Source organism: Isoptericola sp. NPDC055063 (assembly GCF_053608125.1).
The window spans coordinates 98,891-122,501 of the sequence record NZ_JBSGUW010000004.1; the positions used below are offsets into that span (position 1 = coordinate 98,891).

Here is a 23,611-nt window from a genome sequence, read left to right on the forward strand (position 1 = left end):
CACGAGGAGCAGCAGATGACGACGACCGCCCCCCGCCGACGCGCGTCGATCAGCGACGTCGCGCGCCAGGCCCAGGTGTCGGTCGGCACCGTCTCCAACGTGCTCAACCGCCCGGACCGGGTCTCCCCCGGCACCCGCGAGCGCGTCCTCGCCGCGATCGAGGACCTGGCCTTCGTGCCCAACGGCTCGGCCCGCCAGCTGCGCGCCGGCACTCTCACGACCGCGGGCGCCATCGTGCTCGACATCTCCAACCCGTTCTTCACCGACGTCGCCCGCGGCATCGAGGACCGGCTGGAGGAGGCGGACCACACCCTCATGCTGGCCAGCTCCGACGAGAACCCGGAGCGCGAGGCCCGCTACCTGCGCCTGTTCGAGGAGCACGGCGTGCAGGGCGTCATGGTGGTGCCGGCCACGGACGACGTCGAGCACCTGGTGACGCTGCGCGAGCGCGGGGTGCGGGTGGTGCTGCTCGATCGGCCGTCGCCCGTCGAGACCCTGTCGTCGGTGGCCGTCGACGACCGCGCGGGCGCCGCGGCCGCTGCCCGCCACCTCGTGGAGCTGGGCCACGAGCGCATCGCCTTCCTCAACGGCCCGCACACGATCCGCCAGTGCGCCGACCGCAGCGAGGGCCTGCGCGACGCGCTCGTCGAGCTGGGCCTCGACCCCGGCGACGCGCTCGTCGAGGTCACCGTCGCCACCCTCAACGCCGACGGCGGCCAGGCCGGCGTCGAGCAGGTCCTCGCCCTCGCGGACCGGCCCACCGCCACCATGTGCGTGAACGACCTCACCGCGCTGGGCGCGCTGCGCACGCTGCGGACGGCGGGGGTGCCGGTGCCGTCGGGCATGGCCGTGGTCGGGTACGACGACGTCGACTTCGCCGCCGAGCTCGCCACGCCGCTGACGTCGGTGCGCCAACCCACCCACCAGCTCGGCCACCGCGCGGCGGACCTCCTCCTCGACCCGGACGACACCGTGGAGCAGGTGACGTTCCAGCCCGAGCTGGTCGTGCGCGAGTCGACCACCGGCGTCGGCTGAGCGCGGGCCTCCGTCACCGTCGAGGGCGTGCCCGCCCCAGAGGCGTGACGGGAAATCACCTCGCGGCCCGGCCGCCGGGTCCGTAGGGTGCACGGCGATGGGAACCCTGTGAGCACCCCCGCGCCGACGCGTCGAGCAGGTCCGACAGCACCGCTCCGCGCCGGCGTCCGCGCGTCCGCCGTCCTGCACGGCCACCCCCGGCGACGGAAGGAGTCCCCACCGTGGACCCGTCACAGCTCACCCTCACCGACATCACCCTGCGCTACGCCGACCGGGTAGTGCTCGACCGCCTCTCCCTGACCATCTCCCCCGGCGAGCGGGTGGGAGTGGTCGGCGACAACGGCTCCGGCAAGAGCACCCTGCTGGCCGTGGTCGCCGGCGCGCTGGAGCCGCAGAACGGCACGCGCCTGGTGCGCGCGCCCGGCGGCCTCGGCTACCTGCCGCAGACGCTCGACCTCCCGCCCGACCGCACGGTCGCGCAGGCGATCGACCACGTGCTGGCGGACGTCCGCGCCCTCGCGGCGGAGGTCGCCGCGCTCGAGGACGGGCTCGGCGCGCTCGACGGCGCCGCCCTCGACGGCGCGCTGCGCCGGTACGCGGAGCTGACCGCGCGGTTCGACGCGCGCGACGGGCGCGGGGCGGACCGCCGGGTCGACGTGGCGCTGCACCGCCTGGGCCTGCCCGGCCTGGACCGCGGCCGTGCGCTCGGTACGCTCTCGGGCGGCGAGCGCTCCCGCCTCGCGCTGGCCGCGACCCTCGCGGCGGACCCGGAGCTGCTGCTCCTCGACGAGCCGACCAACGACCTCGACGACGACGCCCTCGACTGGCTCACGGAGCGCCTGCGGTCGCACGACGGGACCGTCGTCGCCGTCACCCACGACCGGGCGTTCCTCGCGGACCTCACCACGACGCTCGTCGAGCTCGACGGCGGGCGGGCGCGCCGGTACGGCACGGGGTGGGCCGGCTACCTCGCGGCGAAGGAGACCGAGCGCGAGCGGCTCCGGCTCGCGTACGAGCGGTGGCAGGCCGACGTCGCGCGCCAGCGACGCCTCGTCGACGCCAACGTCGAGGCGATGGAGCAGATCCCGCGCAAGCTGCCGATGGCCTCGTTCGGGTCGGGCGCGTTCCGGTCGCGAGCGCGCACCCACGGCGCCACCAGCCGCGTCCGCAACGCCAAGGAGCGCGTGCGCCGCCTCACCGAGGACCCCGCCGAGCGGCCCGCCGACCGGGCGGAGTTCCGCACCGACGTCGCCACCGCTGACGTCGCGGGCATGGACGTCGTCGGCACGGACATCTCCCGTGACGTCTTCGGTGCGGGAGGCGACGCGGCCTCGGCGTCGGTCGACCTGACCGACGTCGTGGTGCACGGTCGGCTCGCCGCGCCGCGCCTCGTCGTGGACCGGCTCGTGATCGACCGCGGCGAGCACGTGCTCGTGACCGGGCCGAACGGCGCGGGCAAGAGCACGCTGCTGGGGGTGATCGCGGGCGACGTGCTGCCCGACGCAGGATCCGCGCGGACCGCGGGCGCGATCGGGTATCTGCGACAGACGGGCGTGTTCGCCTCGGACGACGGCCGCACGGTGCTGCACGGCTTCGCCGCCGGCCGCCCCGGCGACCTGGAGGAGCACGCGGAGGCGCTCCTCGCGACGGGCCTGTTCCGCCCCGACGACCTGCCCCGCCCGGTGCGCGAGCTGTCCCAGGGGCAACGCTCGCGCCTCGAGCTCGCGCGGGTCGTCACGACGACCACGGACGTGCTGCTGGTCGACGAGCCGACCAACCACCTGTCGCCGGCGCTGGTCGAGGAGCTGGAGCGCGCGTTCGCGGCGTTCGGGGGCACCCTCGTCCTCGTCTCGCACGACCGCCTGGTGCGCGGGCGCTTCCGCGGCCGGCGCCTCGCGCTCGACGGCGGCAGGGTGGTCGAGGACACCGCCTGACGCGAGGACGGGCGCGGGGCCGCGCCGTCGTGGCGTGGCCCCGCGCCCGGCGGGCTCAGGCGCCCGCGGCGACGATCCCCTGCTGCCAGGCGGACAGGTCGGCGATCTTGCCGGCGAGGACGTCGGCGGCGTCGCCGTCGGCGACGAGCGCCCCGGCGAGCTTCTCGGCGGTGCGCAGCTGCCGCAGCGCGGTGCCCCGGTCGCCGGCGTCGGCGGCGGCCTCGGCCGCGTCGAGGCGGGTCGTCAGCTGCGCCACGGCGACGGCGTCGCGCGTGGTGGCCGTGGGCAGCGCGGACACGAGCCCGTCGACCTCGCCGAACGTCACGCAGTCCCCGCCGCCGCTGACGCGGCCGGCGGTCCACTCGATGCCGCTCAGCACCATCGAGAGGAACGTGTCGTCGGTCCACGCGGCGTCGACGTGGCCGGCGCCCTGGTGCCAGGAGCGCCCGCCCTCGAAGTTCTGGCACCACGCGATCGGGTGGTCCGCACCCATCGTGCCGCCGGTGTACGTGGACTCGTCGAGCGTCTGCAGCACCTGCACGTCACCGCGCGGGTCGAGCGTGTAGTTGTACCACTCGTCGAAGCGCGACCACTCGAGCGGCACCCCGGCCATCGACGGGTGCGCCGCGTTCTCCACCCGCATCGTGGCGGTCTGCTGCGCGGGGTGGTTCCGGAACCGGGCGCCGCCGCCCATGAGCTGGGTGAACCAGCTGGAGGTGTGCATGGTGTCGGTGGCGGCATGGATGCCGACGACGCCGCCGCCGTCGTGCACGTAGCCCTGCAGGGCGGCGAGCTCGCCGTCGTCGAGCAGGCGCGGCAGCGCGGGGTCGAGGCTGTTGGTGTTGTCCACGGGCGAGACGAAGACGATCGACGCGTACTGCTCCAGGTTCTCCGGGCTGGTGAACGGCGTGGAGGACATCGTGAGGTCGGGCTGGCCGGGCGAGCCCGAGCCCCACCAGCCGGCCGAGCTGTTGGGCGGGTCCCACACGTCGACGGTGAAGTCGTGCTCCGCGCCGAGGTCGATGAGCGCGTGCGTGGTGTCGTCGATGTGGGAGTGGCGGAAGCCGAGGGTCTTGCCGACGACGAGGATCTTGTAGTCGTCGTCCGCGGCGACGGCGGGTGCTGCCGCCGCCAGGCTGGCGCCGAGGGCCGCGGTCGCGACGACCGCCCCGACGCGCCGGGTGAGAGGTGCCTTCAAACGGATGCTCATGACGCTCCTTTGCGCACGCAGCTGATCTGGCCCGCTCAACCTAGCGCGAGAAACGTCGATCGTCGACAAAAGTCACCCGATCGGCGATCACTAGTCGGTCGTGACGCGCCGGAAGGGCGCCACAGCTGATGTTGTGAGCGGGCGTTTGGCCCTGTCCCGGTCGCGAAACAGGGCCAAACGCCCGCTCACAGCGTCACAGGGCTCGCCAGCGCAGCTCGAGGGTCCGGGCCTGCGGGCGCAGCATCGCCGTCGGCCAGACGTCCGGGCCGCAGGCGCGCGAGCCCAGGCCGTGCTGGGCGGCGTCGACGTACAGGTGGTGCCGCTCCGGCACGGGCAGCTCGTGCGGGTGCGCGGCCGCGGCGAGCTCGTGCGCGGAGTGCCGGGCCAGCGTGAAGCCGGGCAGGCGGCCGCGGGCGTCGCGGGCGGCGGCCATCCGCACCCACGGGCGCCCGTCGCGCGCCAGCACCAGGTCGCGCACCTCGGAGCGGTGGCCCGACTCCTGCGGCCGCGCGTACGGCACGCGCAGGTCGTCGAGGCCCGCCCGGTGCCGCCCCACCACGACCGAGGAGCGCACGTCCGGATACGAGTCGTGCGGCCCCAGGCCGAACCACTCCGCGCCGTCGACGTCGGTCGGCAGCGCCAGGTGGACGCCGACGCGCGGCCACACGTCGTCCCACCGGTCGTCGGGCGTGAGGACCACGCGCAGCACGGCCTCGACGGCGCCGTCGGCGGCGCGCTCGGCGGTCCACGTCTCCTCGACGTCGATCGTCCGCCGGCTCTGGGCGGCGGACACCCTGCGCAGCACCCGCAGCCGGTCGGCCGACTCCTCGACGGCGACGGTGCGGTGGGTGAGCCGGTCCAGGCCCTGGCGGCGCCACCGGTCGGCGACCGACGGCGCGGGCGCGCCGCGCCACGGGAGCGCCGTCGGGTCGGCCGCGTCGTAGCTGCCCATCCCGGCGCCGCGGTCGTTGTCCGTGGGCGCCCGCCACAGCTCGAGGCGCGGCGCGGACACGTCCGCCCCGGCCAGGGCGACCAGCTCGGGGCCGCGGAACGCGACCGGCGCGTCCGCGAGCGCCACGCCTGACCGGCGCGCCGTGCGGCTCGCCGCCCGCGTCGGCAGGGGCCACTGGTCGCGCCCGACGACGTGCCCGGCGTCCGCCCACGACGCGTCCTCGCGCAGCGCGAGCTCGACGGTGAGGAACACCTCGGCGCCCGGGGCCGCGGTGGGCAGGGCCGCGACGTCGAGCAGCCGGACCTCCACCCGCTCCCCCGCGGCGACGGGCGTCCCGTCCGGGCCGGCATCGGTCTCGCCCGAGGCCACGACCGCGCCGTCGTGCTCGACCCGCCACCGCAGCACGAGGTCGCCCGTGCCCGCGGTGTGGCGGCGGTTCCAGACCTCGACCCTGCCCGACGCGGGCCCGCCGGACGGCCGCACGACGACGGGTCGCTCGACGTGCGCGAACTCCGTCAGCCCGGGGCTGGGGGTGTCGTCGGACAGCACCATCCCGTCCATGACGAAGTTGCCGTCGTGCACCACCTCGCCGAAGTCGCCGCCGTAGGCGAAGAACTCGGTGCCGTCCGGGGCGGTGGTGCGCAGGCCGTGGTCGCGCCACTCCCAGACGAACCCGCCGTGCAGCCGCGGGTGGGTGTCCACGAGCTCGCGGTACTGGTCGAGCGCGCCGGGGCCGTTGCCCATGGCGTGCGCGTACTCGCACAGCAGGAACGGCTTGGACCGCTGGCGGGCGGAGTCGGCGACGCTGCAGCCGAGGAGCGGCGACAGGTCGCCGCTCCCGATCGACGCCGTCTCCGGGACCGTCGAGTACATCCGCGAGTAGACGTCGGTGTACTCGCCCGCGTAGTCGCCCTCGTAGTGCACGGGCCGCGACGGATCGCGGTGGTGCACCCACTCGGCCATGGCAGCGAGGTTGCTGCCGGTGCCCGACTCGTTGCCCAGCGACCACAGCACGACGCTCGGGTGGTTCTTGTCGCGCTCCACGGTGCGCCGCACGCGGTCGAGGTACGCCTCGCGCCAGGCCGGGTCGTCGCTCGGGTTGCCCACCCAGTCGCCGTCGCCGAAGCCGTGCGTCTCGAGGTCGGTCTCGAGGATCACCCACAGGCCCAGCTCGTCGGCCAGGTCGAGCACGCGCGGGTGCGGCGGGTAGTGGCTGGTGCGGATCGCGTTGACGTTGTGCTGCTTCATCCGCAGCAGGTCGGCCCGGGCGTGCTCCTCGTCGAAGACGCGGCCCCGGTCCGGGTGGGTCTCGTGCCGGTTCATGCCGGAGAAGACCACCCGCCGCCCGTTGACGAGCAGCCGGTCGCCGACGATCTCGACACGCCGGAAGCCCACCTTCAGGCTCACGGTCTCGCCCGTCGACGCCACGGTCGCCTCGTAGCGGCGCGGGACGTCGGCCGACCAGGGTTCGACGGCGCCGACCGCGACGGGCGCGACGTCCTCGGGTGTCGCCCACACGACGTCGACCCCGAGCTCGGGCACCCGCAGCCGCACGGGGAACGCCGCGCCGTCGGCGCGCACCTCGGGCACGAGGGTGCCCTCGCCGGTGGCCGGGTCGGACCCGGGGACGAGGTCGGCGTCGAGCCACACGTCGTCGAGCGCCCCGACGGGCCGGTGCAGCAGGGTGACGTCGCGGAAGATGCCGGGCAGCCACCACTGGTCCTGGTCCTCGAGGTAGCTCGCGGCGGACCACTGCACCACCCGCACCGCGACCGTGTTGGCGCCCGGGCGCACGGCCTCGGTGACGTCGTACTCGTGCGCCAGACGGCTGCCCGACGCCGACCCCACCTCGACGCCGTTCACCCACACCGTGAAGAACGACTCCACGCCGTCGAACCGCAGCAGCACGCGGCCGCCCTCGGTCCACGACGCCGGCACGTCGACCTCGCGGCGGTAGTCGCCCGTCGGGTTCTCGTCGGGCACGTGCGGCGGGTCCACCGGGAAGGGGAACTGCACGTTCGTGTAGATCGGGCGGCCGTACGCGCCGTCGCCCTCGAGCACCCAGTGCGCGGGGACGGGGATCTCGCCCCAGCCGGCGTCGGGCGACGTCGCGTAGCCGGGGCGGGCGAAGTCGGCAGGCGCCTCGCCGGCGGGCAGGACGCCGTGGGCGCCCGGGGCGCCGGGGACGCCGGCGAGGAGCCGAAAGGCCCAGGCGCCCTCGAGGGACCGGCGGGGCGCGTCGCTGGTCAGCGCCGCGCGGGGCGGCTCGACGCGGCCCGACGCGGGGACGGTGGACTCGTGCGGCAGCGGGGAGAGCAGGGTCATGCCTTGACAGCACCTTCCGTCAGTCCGCCGCGCCAGAACCGCTGCAGGGCGATCATGGCGATGGCGAGGGGGATCACCGAGAGCAGCACGCCCCCGGTGGTGAGCTCGTAGAACTCGGGCAGCCGGTCGGTCTGGCTGCGCCAGTTGTTGAGCCCGAGGGTGATCGGGTACAGCTTCTGGTCGCTCAGCATCACCAGCGGCAGGAAGTAGTTGTTCCAGATGCCGACCAGCTGGAACAGGAACACGGTGACCAGTGCGGGCGTCATGATCCGCAGGCCGATGGTGTGGAAGATCCGCAGCTCCCCCGCCCCGTCGATGCGGGCCGCCTCGACGAGCGAGGAGTCCACGGTCGCGTCGGCGTAGATGCGGCACAGGAAGAAGCCGAACGGCGACACGAGCGACGGGATCAGCACGCTCCAGTAGCTGTTCGCGAGGCCGAGCTGGCTGAACAGCAGGAACAGCGGCAGCGCGGTGGCCGTGCCGGGCACGAGCACGCCGCCGAGCACCAGCCCGAAGATGAGGTTGCGGCCCCGGAACTGGTACTTGGCCAGCGCGTAGCCGCCCGCGGCCGCGAGGTACGTGGCGATCAGCCCGCCCACCCCGGCGTACAGCACGGAGTTGGCGAACCAGCGCACGAAGACACCGCCGTCGTACGTCAGGACCGCGCCGAGGTTGTCGAACAGCGCGAACGAGCTCCCGAACCAGAAGCCGTTGGTCGCGAACAGGTCGTCCGTCGTCTTCGTCGCGGCGACCACCACCCAGTAGACGGGCACCAGGAAGTAGATCGCGACGACCACGAGGATGCCGGTGACGAGGATCCGCGTGGCCGGACGGCGACCCCCGCGGTCCGGGGCGGCGGCCCGCGCCGCGGCGCGGGTGCCGAGGGGCGGCGTGGAGGCGGGCTGAGTGGACACGGTGGCGGTCATCGCGAGCTCCTGTTCGTCAGCCGGAGGAAGAGGAACGACAGCGCGAACGCGACGAGCGCGATGAGCACCGACTGGGCGGCCGCGACGTTGTAGTCGTTGTAGGCGAACGCGGTCGTGTAGGCCGACAGGTTCGGCGTGTACTGCGAGTCGATCGCCGGCGAGACCGTCTTGAGCAGCTGCGGCTCCGCGAAGAGCTGCAGCGTGCCGATGATGGAGAAGACCGTGGTGAGCACCAGCGCCGGCCGGATCAACGGGAGCTGGACGCTCCACGCCGTGCGCCACGGGCCCGCGCCGTCGACGCGCGCCGCCTCGTACAGCTCGGGCGGGATCGCCTTGAGCTGCGCCACGATGATGAGCATGTTGTAGCCCGCGTACGTCCAGGTGACGATGTTCGCGATCGACCACAGCACCGTGCCCGCGCCGAGGAAGTCGGGCGTGAACCCGAACAGCGTCTCGGTCAGGTCGATGATCGGGCTCAGGCCCGGCACGTACAGGAACGACCAGAGGATGGTCGCGATGACGCCCGGGATGCCGTACGGCATGAAGTAGGTGGCGCGGAAGAAGCCGGGCCAGCGCGCCGACGCCGACTCCAGCAGCAGGGCCAGCACCGTCGCCGCGACGATCATCACCGGCACCTGCACGACGCCGAACAGCAGCATCCGCCAGATCGACGCGATGAAGTTCCCGTCCTCCAGCGCGATCCGGTAGTTCTCGAACCAGGCGAACCCGGTGGTGACGCCCTCCTCGCCGAACAGCCCCGCCCGCGTGACGGTGGTGAAGCTCTGCCCGATCGCCACGAGGATCGGCAGCACGAACGTCAGCAGGAACAGCACGAGGAACGGCCCGACGAGGATCCAGGGGGCGCGCCCCACGGCCGTGCCGCGCTTCGTCTTCGACGGCGCCGGCGCGCCCGGGGCCCGGGTGGTGGGCGTGGTGGTCTGGGTGGTCATCGGTCCTCCGCCTTCCGGATCGTCAGGCCCTTCTGGCGGAACACCTCGATGGTCCGCGCCTCCGCGGCGACGACGGCGTCCACGAGCGTGCCGCCCGTGGCCTTGCGCCGGAACCCGTCGCCGAGGATGTTGAACGTCTGCTGCGTGATGGGCCACCACTGCCAGTCGGGGTTCTGCTCCTTCGTGGCGGGCTGGAAGACCTCCGTGTTGTACCGCTGCCCGCCGAAGAACTCGCTGGGCTCCTCGCGCGCGGCACCGATGTAGTCGCGGGCCGGCGACCAGCCGATGCCCGAGTACTTGATCATCGCGTCGATGCCCTCGGGGTCCGTGTTCATCCAGACGGCGAACTCCATCGCCTCCTTCGGGTGCTTGCTGTTCGCGAGCACCGCCGACGTCGAGCCGCCGATGAACGACGACCCGAAGCCCGTGTCCCAGCGCGGGGCAGGCGCCACGCGCCACTTCCCCTCGGCGCCGCTCACGCCCTCCAGCAGGGCGTCGCCCCAGCTCGCGCTCACCAGGGACGCGATCTTGTCGTCGGCGGCGGCGGCGAACCAGCCGGGCGAGTACGGGTTGGCCGATGTCGTCACCAGGTCGTCGTCGATGGCCTTGTCGAAGAACCGCGCGACGTCGAGCGTCGTCTCGTCGGCCATGTCGATGACCCAGCCGTCGTCGGAGCTGCGCAACCACGTGGCGCCGGCCTGCATCGCGTGCGCGGCGAACACCGACGTGTCGTCCAGCGGGAACGCGTCGATGAAGATGCCCGCCTCGCGGAAAGCGGGCGCCACCTGCGCCCACTGCGCCCACGTGGTGGGGACGTCGGCGCCGACCTGCTCGAAGAGGTCGGGGCGGTAGTACATGCCCACCGGCCCGGAGTCCTGCGGGATGCCGTACACGCCGCCCGCGAAGCTGACCTGGTTCCAGAGCGTCTCGTCGAACTTGTCGGCGTGCTCGGAGACGCCGTAGCGCTCCAGGTCGACCAGGCCGTTGACCAGCATGAACTCGGGCACCGTGCGCATCTCCACCTGCGCGAGGTCGGGCCCGCCGCCGGCCGCGAGGGCCGAGTACATCTTCTGGTAGCCGCCGGAGTTGCCGCCCGGGATCCAGGCCACCTCCACCTGGACGTCCGGGTGCTTCGCGTTCCAGATGTCGGCGACCTTCTGCAGGTCCTTGAGCCACGCCCAGTACGTCAGCGTGACCTTCTCCCCGGCCGCCGCCGGCACCACCGGCTGGGCGTTGACCGACGTCGTGCCCGGCGTCGCGCAGCCGGCGAGCACCGCCGCCGCTCCCCCGGCGAGCCCCAGGCCGAGGAGCTCCCGTCTCGTGACCTCTCGCATCCGTCCCCACTTCGTCGTGACGTCGTCGCCCGGGGCAGGTGCCTCGGGCTTGCGTGTGAGGGTGGTCACGTTAACAGTGCTGGCTGACCGGTCGGTCACCGGTCCCAGGGCGTGTCAGCCAGGAGCTTCCTCGTCCGGCGGCGAGCGCCCGAGAGCATGCCCGAGGTCCGGCGGCGCTCCGGTGAGGGGAGCACCGCCGGACCATGGCTCAGGGCCCTTGCCGACCGCCCGGCGTCACTCGACCCGAGCGCTGGGCTCCTGGAAGCCCACGAGTCCCGGGTCTTTGTCGGTGGTCAGGACGAGCTGGTTCAGCACGAGACCCGACTCGCGCGGTGCGAGCGAGATGGTGTGCTCCCCCGGGGCGAGCGCGATCGCGGCGCCGGCGGTGCCGGTGCTCCCGTACCAGGACTCGGACCCGGCCTCGGGGCTGCTCTTGCCCGAGTGGTAGCGCCACGTCCCGTCGACGAGCACGTGGTACGAGTCCGCGTCGGCGTTCGGGTTGCTCATGTTCGCGAACAGGTAGTAGGTGCCCCCGGCCGCGACGTCGACCGTGAAGTCGAGGCGCGGCGGAGCCCCCGGCGCGATGCTGCCGTTGACCTTGTCCGTCGGCCCCGCGGAGAACAGCGCCGCGGCCTGGGCCGGAGAGGTCGCGATCCAGTTCGCCTTCGCCGCGGCGCTGGCGGGCGGCACGGCCTGCACACCGTTCCGGGCCTGCGCCCAGGTGTGCGTGCCGTTGTTGCTCGCCTCCGAGAGGGCCCCGGGGGCGTCCTCCAGGGCGTCCGCGGCGTCGATCACGATCGAACCCGCCTCCTCCTGGTAGGACCCCACCGGGGCGCCGACGGCACGCGTCACGCGCACCGTCGCCACCGTGACGGAGCCGTCACGAGCGGTCGCCGCCACCTCGGCGGTGCCCGCACGGTGACCGGTGACCCGCACCGCGTCGCCGTCGAGCGACGCCGAGACAGCCGTCTCGTTGTCCGACGTCACCGAGACGGCCCCGGACATCCCGTCGATCGTGGACGTCGCACCCTCGGTGGTGTGCACGTCAGGAACCCGGTGCAGCGCCGGCATCTCCCGGGGGAGCTCCGCGACGACGGCACGTTGCGGAGCCGCGCCGGCGACGTCGTTGGGGCTCTCGGGCGGCCCGACCAGCCCGTCCCCGGCGGCACCGTCGACGGTCTCGAGGACGATCCGGTCGAAGAGGATCGCGGCGTCGGACCGATACACGACCAGGTCGTGCCAGCCGGGGGTCGGGACGTCCACCGTGAACTCGAGCGGCTCGATCCCATGCATGATGTTGAAGCCCCACGGGCTCTGGCTGTTCCCCGACACCGACGTGCCGCGGAGCTGCGCACTGGTGGGCACCTCGTCGTCGAGGCCGATCGCCGTGCGCGCCGTCCGTGCGGTGCCGTCGTCCTCGGTGCCCTCGTTCAGGGTGGGCACCCGGTAGAACGTCCCCGTGAACCGCCCGGTCGAGGTGAACCAGACGCGGTAGGTGAGCCGGGCCGTGTCCGCGAAGTCGGTGTCGACGCGGGGGGCGGTCTCGGGGTACGACCCCATCGACGCGCCCCGCTGGCCCACGCCCTGGACCGGCGCCCACCGGGAGCCGTCCGCCCCCGGCTCGTTGGCGGCGAAGTGCTCCGCCTCGAGCACCACGCGGCCGTTCGACTCGAGGTGCCCGCTCCCGTCGAGGTCCTTGAGGTCGGGCGCCCGCTCGACGTCGACCGCGAAGGTCGCGACGGGCTCGCCCGTGCGCACCCCGTCGACGGCCCGGTACACCCGGACGACGCCCGACGTGCCGCGCCCCTCGTCGACCGACACGCGCACGCGTCGTTCGGTCGCCGTCGTCCCCGAGCGCGCCGACAGGCTGATCCACGGCTGGTCCGCCTCGGCGACCCAGTCCTGCGGGTCGGCGACGTCGGCCGTCGAGAAGACGTCGAAGAACCTCTCGTCGTCGGGCGTGGCCGAGCTGAAGCGGAGCGTGCCCGCGCCCGGATCCGTGCTGCCCTCGGCGGCCGCGCCGACGCCCTCGTGCGCCTCCGGGACCCTGGCGTACCGGTCGTTCGTCAGCATGACGGCGCCCTCGTTGGGGAAGCCCTCCGGATGGCTGTGGCCCATGATCTTCGCCCACTTGCCGTCGCTGAGCGTGTCCCAGTAGCGCTCGTCGGCCGTGATGCGCGCGCGGGCCCGCTTCGAGAGCAGCTCGTAGCTCCCCGCGCTGGCGTAACGACCCTGCGACGCCGCGAGCTGGTTCTTCCAGAAGTAGCCGATGTGCTCCGCGATGTCGCGGTACGCCCGCACCCGGTGGAGCACCTGCTGGTAGAACGCGGGCCGGTACTGCGGGGCCAGCTTCGCCGAGACATCCTCGAGCTCGGTCACCAGGGCGTTCGCCTCGTTGATGTAGCGCTGCAGCTCGTCGCCGTCCGACGTCGCGCTGAACGGGTACACCTGGCCGGTGTGGATCCGCCCGGAGCTGCCGCTCGACGCGTCCACCGCACCCCAGAACTCCGCACGCTTGGTGCTCTCCAGGGTGTCGAACCGTGTCAGCGCGTCGGCGACCGTCCGCGCCTGCTGCCCGGTCAGCCGGTAGTCCCGGCGCACCTGGTCCGTGAGGAAGCGGCTCTCGATGTTCGTGTCGTCATACCCGTCGACGTCCCAGGCGAGGCGGGCGAACAGGTCCAGCTTGATCTCGCCCGGCTTGATGTCACCCACGTTGAGGATCCAGTACCGCCCTGCTCCCGAGCTCCACGCCCGGTGCAGCTGCTGCACCATCAGCGCCATGGGCGTCGAGTTGAGCCACAGGTAGCTCTTCGGCTCGCCCCAGTAGGAGTTGTGGTAGTAGACGCCGTTGCCGCCGGAGCGGGCCGCCTCGGCCTTCGTCGGCATCTGACGCAGGTAGCCGTAGTTGTCCTCCGCCCACATGAGGGTCACGTCGTCGGGGATGTAGTCCTTCAGGCCGGCGTTGTAGAGGTCGTTCATCTCCTTGTACGGGATGAACACCTGGGGGACGGCGTCGACGCTGCCGTACACCTCGGCGACGAGCTTCCGCTGCTCGGTGATGGCATCGCCGACCATCTCCACCTTGGTCGTGAACCCGTAGGGGTTGCCGGGGGTGAGCACCGGCTCGCTGTCGTGCACGCCGCGGACGCCGAGCGGCAGGATGCTCTCGAACTCCTCGTTGGCGACGAGCCTCTCGCGCCAGTAGGCGATGAGCGCGGGCTTGTTGATCGAGTAGTCGTACGCGGCACGCCAGTCGGCGCCGCGGATGTCGAGCCCCTCCTTGTTCCGCTCGTAGAACTCCCGCCACTCGTGCTCGTTGCTGCGCAGCATCAGCTCCGCGTGCGACGACGACGCGACCACGCCGTACGCCGACGCCTCACGGGCGTTGATCGGTGTCCCCGTGTCGTACATCCCGGTGTCGGTGGCGCCGTTGAACGCCGTCGACGTCGCGTGCATCGCCGGCCACAGCGTGTTCATCCGCAGGCGCAGCAGCAGCTCGTAGACGTGCCGGTAGTAGTTGACGTCGGGCGTCCCCTGGTCCGTGGGGAACTTCGACCTCGCCCACTGCGCGAGGCGCTCCTCGTCGTTGATGAAGATCCCGCGGTACTTCACGTCGGGTCCGTCGTCCACCCGCGCGTCGGTGCCGACCACGATCGCGTCCCGCACCTTCACCGGCACGTCGCTGAACCAGTACCAGGGCGAGACGCCGATCTCCTCCGAGACCGAGTAGATGCCGTAGATGGTGCCGCGGGCGTCGCTCCCGGCGACCACGAGGGCCTCGTCCACCCCCGGCAGCGGGTCCTTGACCCACTTGGTCACGTAGGCCTCCCACCGGCCCGCGATCGTCGCGGCCTCGTCCAGCTTGCCGTCGTCGACGATCTGGTCGACGAGCTCGCTCTGGCCGACCTGGCCCACGATGATGGCGGCCCGGGCGCCCGACCCGTCGGTGCGCAGCTCGGGGACGCCACGACCCCCGGCGTCGAGCCTGGCCTCCTTCGCCTCCTCGTCGTCGACGAGGAGGCCCTGGACCTCGCGCTGGTCGATCGCGCCGGTCGCCATGCCGACGTCCTGGCGCAGGTCCTGGGTCGCGCGGCGCACCTGTTGATAGTCCCGTCGACCCTCGTCGCCCGACGGGGGCGCGTCCATCAGGATCGGCGCGGCCTCCCGCCCGTCGTAGACGGTGAATCCGGACGGCGCCGCCTGAGCGGCCCCCACGGTGGCCACGGGCGCGAGCGCCGCGGCCACCAGGGCGCCCGCCGCGAGCACCGCCGGCCATCGTGGGCGCCCCCGACTCCCGTCGTGAATCGCTTGCTGCGCTGCTCGACCTCGTTGTCGCGATGGCAGCATCGTCAGTCCCTCCTCTAGGCGTCCGACCAGCTCGGACGACGTCGGCGATCGAGCTCGTCGGCCAGGTCGACGACCGCACCCGTCAGGCGGGGGTCGGACCCGGCATCGTCAGGCAGGAGCCCCGGCAGCGCGAGCAGCGCCCGGGCGACGTCCGCCGGCGCGGCCGCGGCGGGGTCACCGTCGCCCGCCCGCGCGACGACGGCGGCGAGCTCGGCGGCGCGCGGGTCGTCGACGAGCCGCCCGGCGGCCGCCTCCCGGCGCACCACCTCGCTCCACGCGGCCAGCGCGAACGCCGCTCCCGACGGCACGGCGCCGGCGGCGAGCCGGTCGGCCACGATCCCGCCCCAGCGGATGGGGATCTTCTGCGTGCCGTCCATCGACACCTGCAGCGTGGTGTGCCCCGTGGCGGGGTTCGCGAACCGCTCCAGCAGGGACTCCCCGTACGCGCGCAGGTCCGCGCCGTCGGGCGGCGTCAGCGTGGGGAGGGCGTCGTCGAGCATGAACGCGCGCGCCCGCTCGCGCAGCGCCGGGTCGGTGACGGCCTCCGCGAGCGTCGCGTGCCCGGCCAGCCGCCCGGCGTACGCGAGCAGCGAGTGGGTGCCGTTGAGCATCCGCAGCTTGGCCTGCTCCCACGGCGCGACGTCGGAGGTGAGGGTGGCGCCCGCCCGCTCCCACGCGGGGCGCGGCCCGGCGAACCGGTCCTCGATCACCCACTGGCGGAACGGCTCGCCCACCACGAGGCCCTCGTCGCGGGCGCCGAGCTCGCGCTCCACCGCGTCGCGGTGGGCCGCCGTGGTGGCCGGCACGATCCGGTCCACCATCGAGCACGGGAACGCGACGTCCGACGCGAGCCACGACCGCAGCCCGTCCCCGTCCGCCCCCGGCAGCGCGGCGTCCACCGCCGCGCCCACCAGCCGCTCGAGCACGCGTCCGTTGTCCACCATGTTGTCGCAGGTCAGCACCGTGATCGGGTGCCGCTCGCCCGCCGCCCGCGCCGCCCGCCACCGGGCCGCCAGGCCCCGCACCAGCAGGCCGACCGCCGTCGTCCCGGGCACCACGTCCCCGCCGACCAGGCGGTTCTGCACGTTCTCGGGCGTCTTTCCGTGCACAACCACCTGGTCGGCGGCCGACCCGGCGCCCGACGGCCCCGCACCGACCGATTCGGCCGCGAGCGCGTCGAGGTCGGGGCGCACGCGCTCGACGTCGAGCCCGCCGTCGGCGGCACGGGCGTACCCCTTCTCGGTGACGGTGAGCGTCACGACGTGGGTCGTGGGCGCCGCGACCGCCGCCAGCACCCGCGCGGTCTCCTCGGCGGGCCACGCGACGTCGAGCACGGACCCCACGAGGTCGAGCCGGCTCTCGTGCGTGCCCGCCGTGAGCACCGCGTACACCCCGCCCTGCGGCCGCAGCTGGTCGCGCACCGACGCCGAGCGCTGCGTCACGCCGAGGATCCCCCAGCGGCGGTCGCCGGTGGCGCGCGCGGCCAGCTCGGTGAACACCGCCTGGTGGGCCCGGTGGAACGCGCCGATCCCCAGGTGCACGATGCCCACCTGCTCGGGGTCCGCCGGCGGCTCGAGGTGCGCGGGCAGGGCGGAGCGGTGGAGTCGGTCAGTCGTCACGGGCTTCCTTCACTTGGGCGACCAGCTGGGTGGGGTTCACGAACCTCAGGGCGACCACGAGCATGACGAGCATCGTCGTCGTGTACATGACCGCCATGGCGGAGACGAGCTGGCGGGCCTCGCCGCCGCCCGCCGACGTCATGGCGCGGTAGATCGCCACGACGAGCGTGTCGGACTGCGGGCCGGACACGAGGAACGTCAGCTCGAACATCCCGACCGTGCGCACGAGGACGAGGATCGACGCCGCGAGGATGCCGGGCACCAGCAGCGGCGCCAGGATGCGCGTGAACACCTGGCGCAGGCCGGCGCCGCACATGCGCGCGGCGGACTCGATCGCCGGGTTGATCTGCTCGATGAACGGCGTCATCGTCAGGATGACGAACGGCACGGACGGCACCAGGTTCACCAGGATCACCGCGACCACCGTGCGGCCCAGACCGAACGCGTACATCACCGTGGCGAGCGGGATGCCGAAGGTGATGGGCGGCATGAGGATCGGCAGCAGGAACAGCACGTTCACCAGCCGCTTGCCGGGGAAGTTCCGCCGGGCCAGCAGGTACGCCGCGGGCACGCCGATCAGCACGGACAGCACCACGACGGCGATCGCGACGCCCACCGTCACGCCCACCACGTGCGTCAGGTCGAACCGGTCCCAGGAGCTCGCGTACCAGTCGGTGGTCCACTCGGCGGGCAGCCAGCTGTCGAACCACGACCGGCCGAACGAGTCGACGACCACCGCCACGATGATGCCCAGCAGGAACACCAGGAACGCGGCCATGCCGGCCCAGACGAACCAGGTGGACGGCGAGGCGGCCAGCGACCGCTCGCCCGGGGGCCGCCCCGCCGCACCCGTCGCGCGGGGCGGTGTGTCCTGCGGCGCGTCCGACGTCGTCGTCGGGCTGTCCAGCGCGCTCATCCCTTGCCTCCCGTCGATCCCTTGTAGAGCAGCGACCGCCAGGCGAGCACGATCGCGACGACGAGCAGCTCGACGACGCCCATCATGAGGGCGATGGTCGAGGCCATCGGGTAGTCGTTCTGCTCGCCGAACGCGCGGAACGCCATCAGCGACATCACGCGGGTGGAGCCCATCGCGTCGCCGACGAGGCGGGCGGACGGGAACACCGAGAACGCCAGCACGAACGTGAGGATGAACGTGGTGGCGAGGCCGGGCGCCAGCAGCGGCAGCGTGATGCGCCGGAACCGCTGCCACCAGCCCGCGCCGAGGGTCCGCGCCGCCGAGTCCAGGGACGGGTCGATGCCCGACAGGTACGACGAGACGAGCAGGAACGCGAACGGGAAGCCCGTGATGATCAGCGAGAACATCACGCCGGTGTAGTTGTTCACGAGGGCCAGCGGCTGGTCCACGACGCCCGTGGCGAGCAGGAACCGGTTGAGCCACCCCTGCCGGCCGGCGAAGATCAGCAGGCCCTGCGCGGTGAGGACCGTGCCGAGCGTGATCGGCAGCACCAGCACCGACGTCATGAACCGCTTGAAGCGGAACTTGCGGCGCAGCACCATCGCCACCGGGATGGACGCCAGCACGTTGAACAGCGCCGCCGGCAGCGCGAGCCGCATCGTGATCCACACCGAGTCGAAGACGAACGGGTCGCGGAAGAACGCCACGTAGTTCGCCAGGACCCCGCCGCCCCACTGCTGCTGGGTGGCGAGGCTCGGCTGGAACGTCAGCCCGATCCCGTACGAGAACGGGTACACGAACAGCGCGAGCGCGAACACCAGCGCGGGCACCATGAGCCACAACGACGAGTCGATGCCCCGCTCCGCCAGCCGGTGCCGCAGGCTGGCGGTGCTGCGCGCCGGGCGGGCGGCGACGGCGGTCATGCCGCCGTCACCGCCTCCGCCCGGGCGTCCGCCCGCGCGGCCGACAGCTCGGCCGGGAAGACGAGCACCCGGTCGGCCGGCGCGGTGAGGCGCACCGCCTCACCCACGGCGGGGGCCACGGGGGTGCGCACGTGCAGCATCGTCCCGTCCGGCGTCTGCACGACGACGGCGAACTCCCGCCCGTGGTACTCGACGACCGCGACCTCGCCGCGCAGGTCGTTGCCGTCGCGCGGCTCGCCCCCGGGCCCGACGACGGTGAGGTCGTCCGGGCGCACCGCCACGCGCACCTCGTCTCCCGCGGACACGCCGCCGACCGCGCGGCCGTGCAGGGCCACGCCGCCCACGCGCACCGTCGTCCCGTCGGACGCTCCGTCGCCGAGGGTGCCCGCGAGGATGTTGCGGTAGCCCATGAAGTCGGCGACGTGCCAGTTGCCGGGGTGGTCGTACAGCTCGTCGGGGGTGCCGATCTGCTGCACCCGGCCCTCGCGCAGCACGACGAGACGGTCGGCCAGCGACAGCGCCTCCTCCTGGTCGTGGGTCACGTAGATCGTGGTGAGGCCCAGCTCCTGGTGCAGGCGGCGGATCTCGGTGCGCATGTCGAGCCGCAGCTTGGCGTCGAGGTTCGACAGCGGCTCGTCCATGAGCACCAGCGACGGCTCCAGCACCACGGCGCGGGCGATCGCGACGCGCTGCTGCTGGCCGCCCGACAGCTGGCCGGGCAGCTTCTTCGCGTGCTGCTCCAGCTTCACCAGCGCGATCGCCTCCGCGACCCGCCGCGAGATCTCGGCGCGGGGCAGGCCGCGCATCTGCAGCCCGAACGCGACGTTCTTCTCCACCGTGAGGTGCGGGAACAGCGCGTAGCTCTGGAACACCATGCCGAACCCGCGCTTCTCGCTCGGCACGGTGTCCACGCGGCGCCCGTCGAGCAGGATCTGCCCGTGCGTGAGCGGGAGCAGGCCCGCGAGGCAGTTGAGCGCCGTCGACTTGCCGCAGCCCGACGGGCCGAGCAGGGCGATGAACTCGCCCGCCCGGACCGTCAGGTCCAGGCCCGCCAGGGCCTGGTGGCCGCCGAAGCTGCGCCCGACGTCGCGCAGCTCCAGCGACTCGAACGTGCCGGCAGTGATCGCCATCGCGGTCTCACTCCTCCGTGTACTTGCCGGCACCGATCTCGCGGTCCCAGATGTCGAAGGCCTTGACCATCTCGTCCGGCGCCAGCGGCGTGGTGGACGGCGCCGACTCGATGAGGTCGTCGTACCAGTCGCGGCCGTACTCCTTGATCGTGTCCTGCGACTCCTGCGGCGCCTTGTCGAGCGTCGCGCCCTCGACCGCCGGGCCCGGGTAGAAGTAGCCGTGGTCGTACGCCTTGGCGTTCTGCTCCGGCGTGAGGATGTCCTGCAGCAGCAGGAGGATCGCCGAGATCTTGTCCGCGGACTGGCCCTTCGGGATGGCCGCGTAGTGCGCGTCCGTCACCCAGGTGAAGTCGTCGAACGGAGCGGCGTCCAGCGTGTTCGGCAGCCGGCCGTCGGTGCGGGGCTCGATCTCCCAGCCGGTGGTCGTCGGGATCATGCTCCAGGTGCCGTCGCCCATGTTCGTGACGACCTGCCCGGTGCCGGTCGGGTAGTTGTCGACGTACTCGCCCAGCTCCTTGAGGTACGCCCAGGTCTTGTCCCAGCCGTTCTCCGGGTCCTTCGGGTCCTTGTCGCCCAGGATGTACGGCAGGCCCATGAGGAACGTGCGGCCGGGGCCGGAGTTCGCGGGGCGCGCGTACCCGAACTTGCCGGGGTTGGCCTTCGCCCAGTCGAGCAGCTCCTCGGGCGTCGACGGCGGGTCGGTCACGACCTTCGGGTCGAACTGCAGCAGCGGGCCGGACGGGTAGTACGTGACGACGACGCCGTAGCCCTCGGCCAGGTCCTGCATCGCCGCGGCGGGCTCCAGGTAGTTCTGCTGGTTGGACAGGCGGTCGCCGAAGTCGTCGACCAGCGGCACCCACAGGTCCTGCGAGATGCCGGCGGACAGGCCGTCGTTGCCGGTGAGGACCAGGTCCACCGACAGGTTCCCGGAGTCCACCTGCGGCTTGACGATGCCGGTGACGTCAGGGGCGCCGCCGGTCTCCCAGGTGACGGACGAGATGACGTCCGGGTGCTCCTCGACGAACGCGTCGATCATCGGCTCGGTGAGCTTCTGGTTGCCCGCGACGTCGAGGATGTGCAGCTCGACGGGCTTCGAGGGCGTGTCGGGCACCTCGGCCGCGTCGGTGACGGCTGGGCCGTCGCCGCCGCCCTCCGCGGCGGGCGGGGCGCAGGCGCCGAGCAGCAGCCCGAGGCCGGCGGCGCCGACGACGGCGACGGTGCCGGCGTGGGAACGGTGGAGTCGCATGACTACCTTCCTTCCCCCGGGCGACGGTGCCCGGGAACGGTGCGTCGACGGCGTCGTCGACGGTGCGGCGGGGTACCGATCATCCGGGCGGGACGCCGGTGGAGTCGCGGATCACGAGCTCGGCGGGCAACCGGTGCCGGTCGCCCCCGACGGTCTGGGGCTCGGCGCGGCCGGCGTCGAGCCGGCCGAGCAGGAGGTCGACGGCGCGGCGGCCGAGGCCGGTGCGCGGCACCCGCACCGTGGTCAGCGCCGGCGAGACGAGCGTCGCGACGTCCACGTCGTCGAACCCGACGACGGACATGTCCTCGGGCACCCGGACCCCGCGGCCGCGCAGCCGGTCGAGAACGCCGAGGGCCATGAGGTCGTTGAACGTCGCGACGGCGGTGACGCCCTGCGCGACGGCGTGGTCGGCGGCGGCGAGGCCGCCGGAGAAGTAGGGCCGGAAGGAGCCGAGCTCCACGAGGGTCACGTCGCCCAGCCGCTCGGCGGCCGCGCGCAGCCCCTCCAGCCGGCGCGCGCCCGACCAGGACGTCGTCGGCCCGGCCGCCACGCCCACGCGGCGGTGGCCCAGCGCGTGCAGGTGGCCGAGCACCTGCGCGATGCCGTCCGCGTCGTCGACCGCGACCGAGGGCAGGTCGGCCAGGTCCCGGCTGACGAGGACGGCGGGGAGCTGGCCGACGGCCCGGCGCAGCTCCTCGTCGTCGGAGCGCGGCGACGCGAGGACGACGCCGTCGACCCGCTGCGCGAACTGGGCGAGCAGCCCCGCCTCCGCCGACGGGTCCTCCTCGGAGTCCGCGACGAACACCGGGTAGCCGGCCGCCCGCGCCCGGGCCTGCACCCCCTTCGTCACCGAGGCGAAGTACGGGTTCTCGAGGTCCGGCACCAGCAGGCCGAGGGTGTGCGTGCGCCCCAGCCGCAGCCCGCGCGCAGTGGGGTTGGGCGTGTAGCCCAGGCGGTCGGCGGCCTCGAGCACCCGCTCGCGGGTGGCGGCGGAGACCTGCTCCGGCGCGGTGAGCGCGCGCGACACGGTCGACACGGAGACACCGGCCGCGCGGGCCACCTCGTGCGCGTTCGCCATCGTCACTCCCTCGTGCGTCGTCCCGTCGGGGTCAGTCTGCAAACGATCCCGGGACGCGTCAACCCCCGTTCGACACAAGGGCTTGCGCCGGGCACGGCCAACACGGCACGATGACTGCAATCGATCCCAACGATGATGTCGACGAGGGAGACGCCCGTGGACGAGCCCTGGACCCTGCACCCCGACCGGGCGCTGCCCGCCGACCCGGTCACGCGGCCGCTGGCCCGCGAGATCTACGCCGCGGTGCAGGACCTGCCGATCGTCTCGATGCACGGCCACGTGCCCGTCGAGTGGTTCGCGGACGACGCGCCGTTCGGCGACCCCGCGCAGCTCGTCGTCGTGCCCGACCACTACCTCACGCGCATGCTCGTCTCCCAGGGCGAGACGCTCCCCCGCCTCGGCGTCGGGTCCACCGCCGACGAGGACGCCGAGACCGACCCGCGCGAGATCTGGCGCCGCTTCTGCGCCGGCTGGAAGCACTTCCGCGGCACGCCCACGCGCTACTGGCTGGAGCACGTGCTCGTCGAGGTCCTCGGCGTCACGCAGCGGCCGTCGGCCGAGACCGCCGACGCGCTCTACGACCAGGTCGCGGCGCGCATCGCCGACCCGGACTTCCGGCCCCGCGCCCTGCTGGACGCGTTCGGCATCGAGACCATCGCCACGACCGACCCCGCCTGGGCCACGCTCGACGCCCACGCCAAGCTCGCCGCGGACGGCTACGGCGACCGCGTGCTGCCGACGTTCCGCCCCGACCCGCTGCTGCACCTCGACCGCGCCGGCTGGCGCGACGACGTCGCACGCCTGGGCGAGGCGGCCGGCGTCGACGTCACGTCGTACGACCGCTACCTCGAGGCGCTGCGCGCCCAGCGCGAGCGCTTCGTCGCCGCGGGGGCGCGCGCCACCGACCACGGCCACCTCTCGGCCGACACCACCCCCCTGGACGACGCCGACGCGCGGCGCATCCTCGACCAGGCGCTCGCCGGCACGGTCACCGCCGCCGAGGCGCAGGCGTTCAGCGGGCACATGCTGTTCCAGATGGCCGCGATGTCGGCCGAGGACGGCCTGGTCATGCAGCTGCACCCGGGCGTGCTGCGCAACCACGCGAGCGGTCCGTTCGCCGCGTTCGGCGCGGACAAGGGCTACGACATCCCCGTCGTCACCGAGTTCACGCGCTCGCTGCGCCCGGTGCTCGACGCGTTCGGCCACCACCCGGGCCTGCGGCTCATCGCGTTCACCGTGGACGAGGACGTGTACTCGCGCGAGCTCGCGCCGCTGGCGGGCGTCTACCCGGCCCTGCGCCTCGGCGCGCCGTGGTGGTTCCTCGACGCCCCCGACGCCATGCGGCGGTTCCGCGAGTCGGCCACGGAGACGGCCGGCTTCAGCAACATGAGCGGCTTCGTCGACGACACCCGCGCCTTCTGCTCCATCCCCGCGCGGCACGACCTGGCCCGCCGCGTCGATGCCGGCTACCTGGCGCGGCTGGTGGCGGAGCACCGCCTGGACCTGGACGAGGCCCTCGACGTGGCCGTCGACCTCGCCTACCGCCTCCCCCAGGCGGCCTACGCCCGCCCCTGAGGCGTTGTGGGGGGGCAGTTTGGGTGCGGCCCCTAGGGGAGAGAGACAAAAAAGGGGACAACACAAAGAAAAGAAAAAGAAGAGCAAAGAGAAAAAGAGGGGGGAAGACGG

15 protein-coding genes are annotated in these 23,611 nt (G+C 73.3%); 3 read left to right on the forward strand and 12 right to left on the reverse strand.

The features are described from left to right. Positions 1 to 15 precede the first annotated feature (15 nt). Positions 16 to 1,035, forward strand: a complete 1,020-nt coding sequence (locus ACWF41_RS06195; RefSeq protein ID WP_380320864.1) for a LacI family DNA-binding transcriptional regulator — start codon at positions 16 to 18, stop codon at positions 1,033 to 1,035. 221 nt (positions 1,036 to 1,256) lie between these two features. After that, positions 1,257 to 2,969, forward strand: a complete 1,713-nt coding sequence (locus ACWF41_RS06200; RefSeq protein WP_380320861.1) for an ABC-F family ATP-binding cassette domain-containing protein — start codon at positions 1,257 to 1,259, stop codon at positions 2,967 to 2,969. Positions 2,970 to 3,024: 55 nt separating this feature from the next. Here the strand turns inward: ACWF41_RS06200 and ACWF41_RS06205 are convergent, their stop codons facing one another. The 12 genes from ACWF41_RS06205 to ACWF41_RS06260 form a co-directional block, all read right to left on the reverse strand. Beyond that, positions 3,025 to 4,179, reverse strand: coding sequence for a ThuA domain-containing protein (locus ACWF41_RS06205; RefSeq protein WP_380327177.1), 1,155 nt, complete (start codon positions 4,177 to 4,179; stop codon positions 3,025 to 3,027). A 193-nt stretch (positions 4,180 to 4,372) separates the two neighbouring features. Beyond that, complete coding sequence (locus ACWF41_RS06210; RefSeq protein WP_380321883.1) at positions 4,373 to 7,456, reverse strand: glycoside hydrolase family 2 TIM barrel-domain containing protein; 3,084 nt, start codon at positions 7,454 to 7,456, stop codon at positions 4,373 to 4,375. Continuing rightward, on the reverse strand, positions 7,453 to 8,382 hold the full coding sequence (locus ACWF41_RS06215) for a carbohydrate ABC transporter permease (protein WP_380321886.1): 930 nt from the start codon (positions 8,380 to 8,382) through the stop codon (positions 7,453 to 7,455). Before ACWF41_RS06215 ends, ACWF41_RS06210 begins: the two co-directional genes overlap by 4 nt. Then, a complete protein-coding gene (locus ACWF41_RS06220) occupies positions 8,379 to 9,332 on the reverse strand; it encodes a carbohydrate ABC transporter permease (protein WP_380321889.1) in 954 nt (317 codons plus the stop codon). The genes ACWF41_RS06215 and ACWF41_RS06220 overlap by 4 nt, the downstream gene beginning before the upstream one ends. Beyond that, positions 9,329 to 10,666: an extracellular solute-binding protein gene (locus tag ACWF41_RS06225; RefSeq protein ID WP_380321917.1), complete on the reverse strand. Its 1,338-nt coding sequence runs from the start codon at positions 10,664 to 10,666 to the stop codon at positions 9,329 to 9,331. Before ACWF41_RS06225 ends, ACWF41_RS06220 begins: the two co-directional genes overlap by 4 nt. A gap of 234 nt (positions 10,667 to 10,900) precedes the next feature. Continuing rightward, complete coding sequence (locus ACWF41_RS06230) at positions 10,901 to 14,932, reverse strand: glycosyl hydrolase 115 family protein (RefSeq protein WP_380321893.1); 4,032 nt, start codon at positions 14,930 to 14,932, stop codon at positions 10,901 to 10,903. A gap of 95 nt (positions 14,933 to 15,027) precedes the next feature. Next, a complete protein-coding gene (locus ACWF41_RS06235) occupies positions 15,028 to 16,632 on the reverse strand; it encodes a mannitol dehydrogenase family protein (RefSeq protein WP_380321896.1) in 1,605 nt (534 codons plus the stop codon). Beyond that, positions 16,622 to 17,548 carry an ABC transporter permease gene (locus ACWF41_RS06240; protein ID WP_380321899.1) on the reverse strand — a complete coding sequence of 309 codons (927 nt, stop codon included), beginning with the start codon at positions 17,546 to 17,548 and terminating at the stop codon, positions 16,622 to 16,624. The genes ACWF41_RS06235 and ACWF41_RS06240 overlap by 11 nt, the downstream gene beginning before the upstream one ends. Then, entirely contained in the window at positions 17,545 to 18,471 is a 927-nt protein-coding gene (locus ACWF41_RS06245; protein ID WP_380321902.1) for an ABC transporter permease, read from the reverse strand. The genes ACWF41_RS06240 and ACWF41_RS06245 overlap by 4 nt, the downstream gene beginning before the upstream one ends. Further along, entirely contained in the window at positions 18,468 to 19,601 is a 1,134-nt protein-coding gene (locus ACWF41_RS06250; RefSeq protein WP_380321905.1) for an ABC transporter ATP-binding protein, read from the reverse strand. Before ACWF41_RS06250 ends, ACWF41_RS06245 begins: the two co-directional genes overlap by 4 nt. A gap of 7 nt (positions 19,602 to 19,608) precedes the next feature. Continuing rightward, on the reverse strand, positions 19,609 to 20,847 hold the full coding sequence (locus ACWF41_RS06255; RefSeq protein ID WP_380321908.1) for an extracellular solute-binding protein: 1,239 nt from the start codon (positions 20,845 to 20,847) through the stop codon (positions 19,609 to 19,611). Positions 20,848 to 20,926: 79 nt separating this feature from the next. Continuing rightward, a complete protein-coding gene (locus ACWF41_RS06260) occupies positions 20,927 to 21,925 on the reverse strand; it encodes a LacI family DNA-binding transcriptional regulator (protein WP_380321911.1) in 999 nt (332 codons plus the stop codon). A 156-nt stretch (positions 21,926 to 22,081) separates the two neighbouring features. Here ACWF41_RS06260 and uxaC point away from each other — a divergent pair, with 156 nt between their 5' ends. Continuing rightward, positions 22,082 to 23,500, forward strand: coding sequence for a glucuronate isomerase (uxaC, locus tag ACWF41_RS06265; RefSeq protein WP_380321914.1), 1,419 nt, complete (start codon positions 22,082 to 22,084; stop codon positions 23,498 to 23,500). Positions 23,501 to 23,611: the final 111 nt, after the last annotated feature.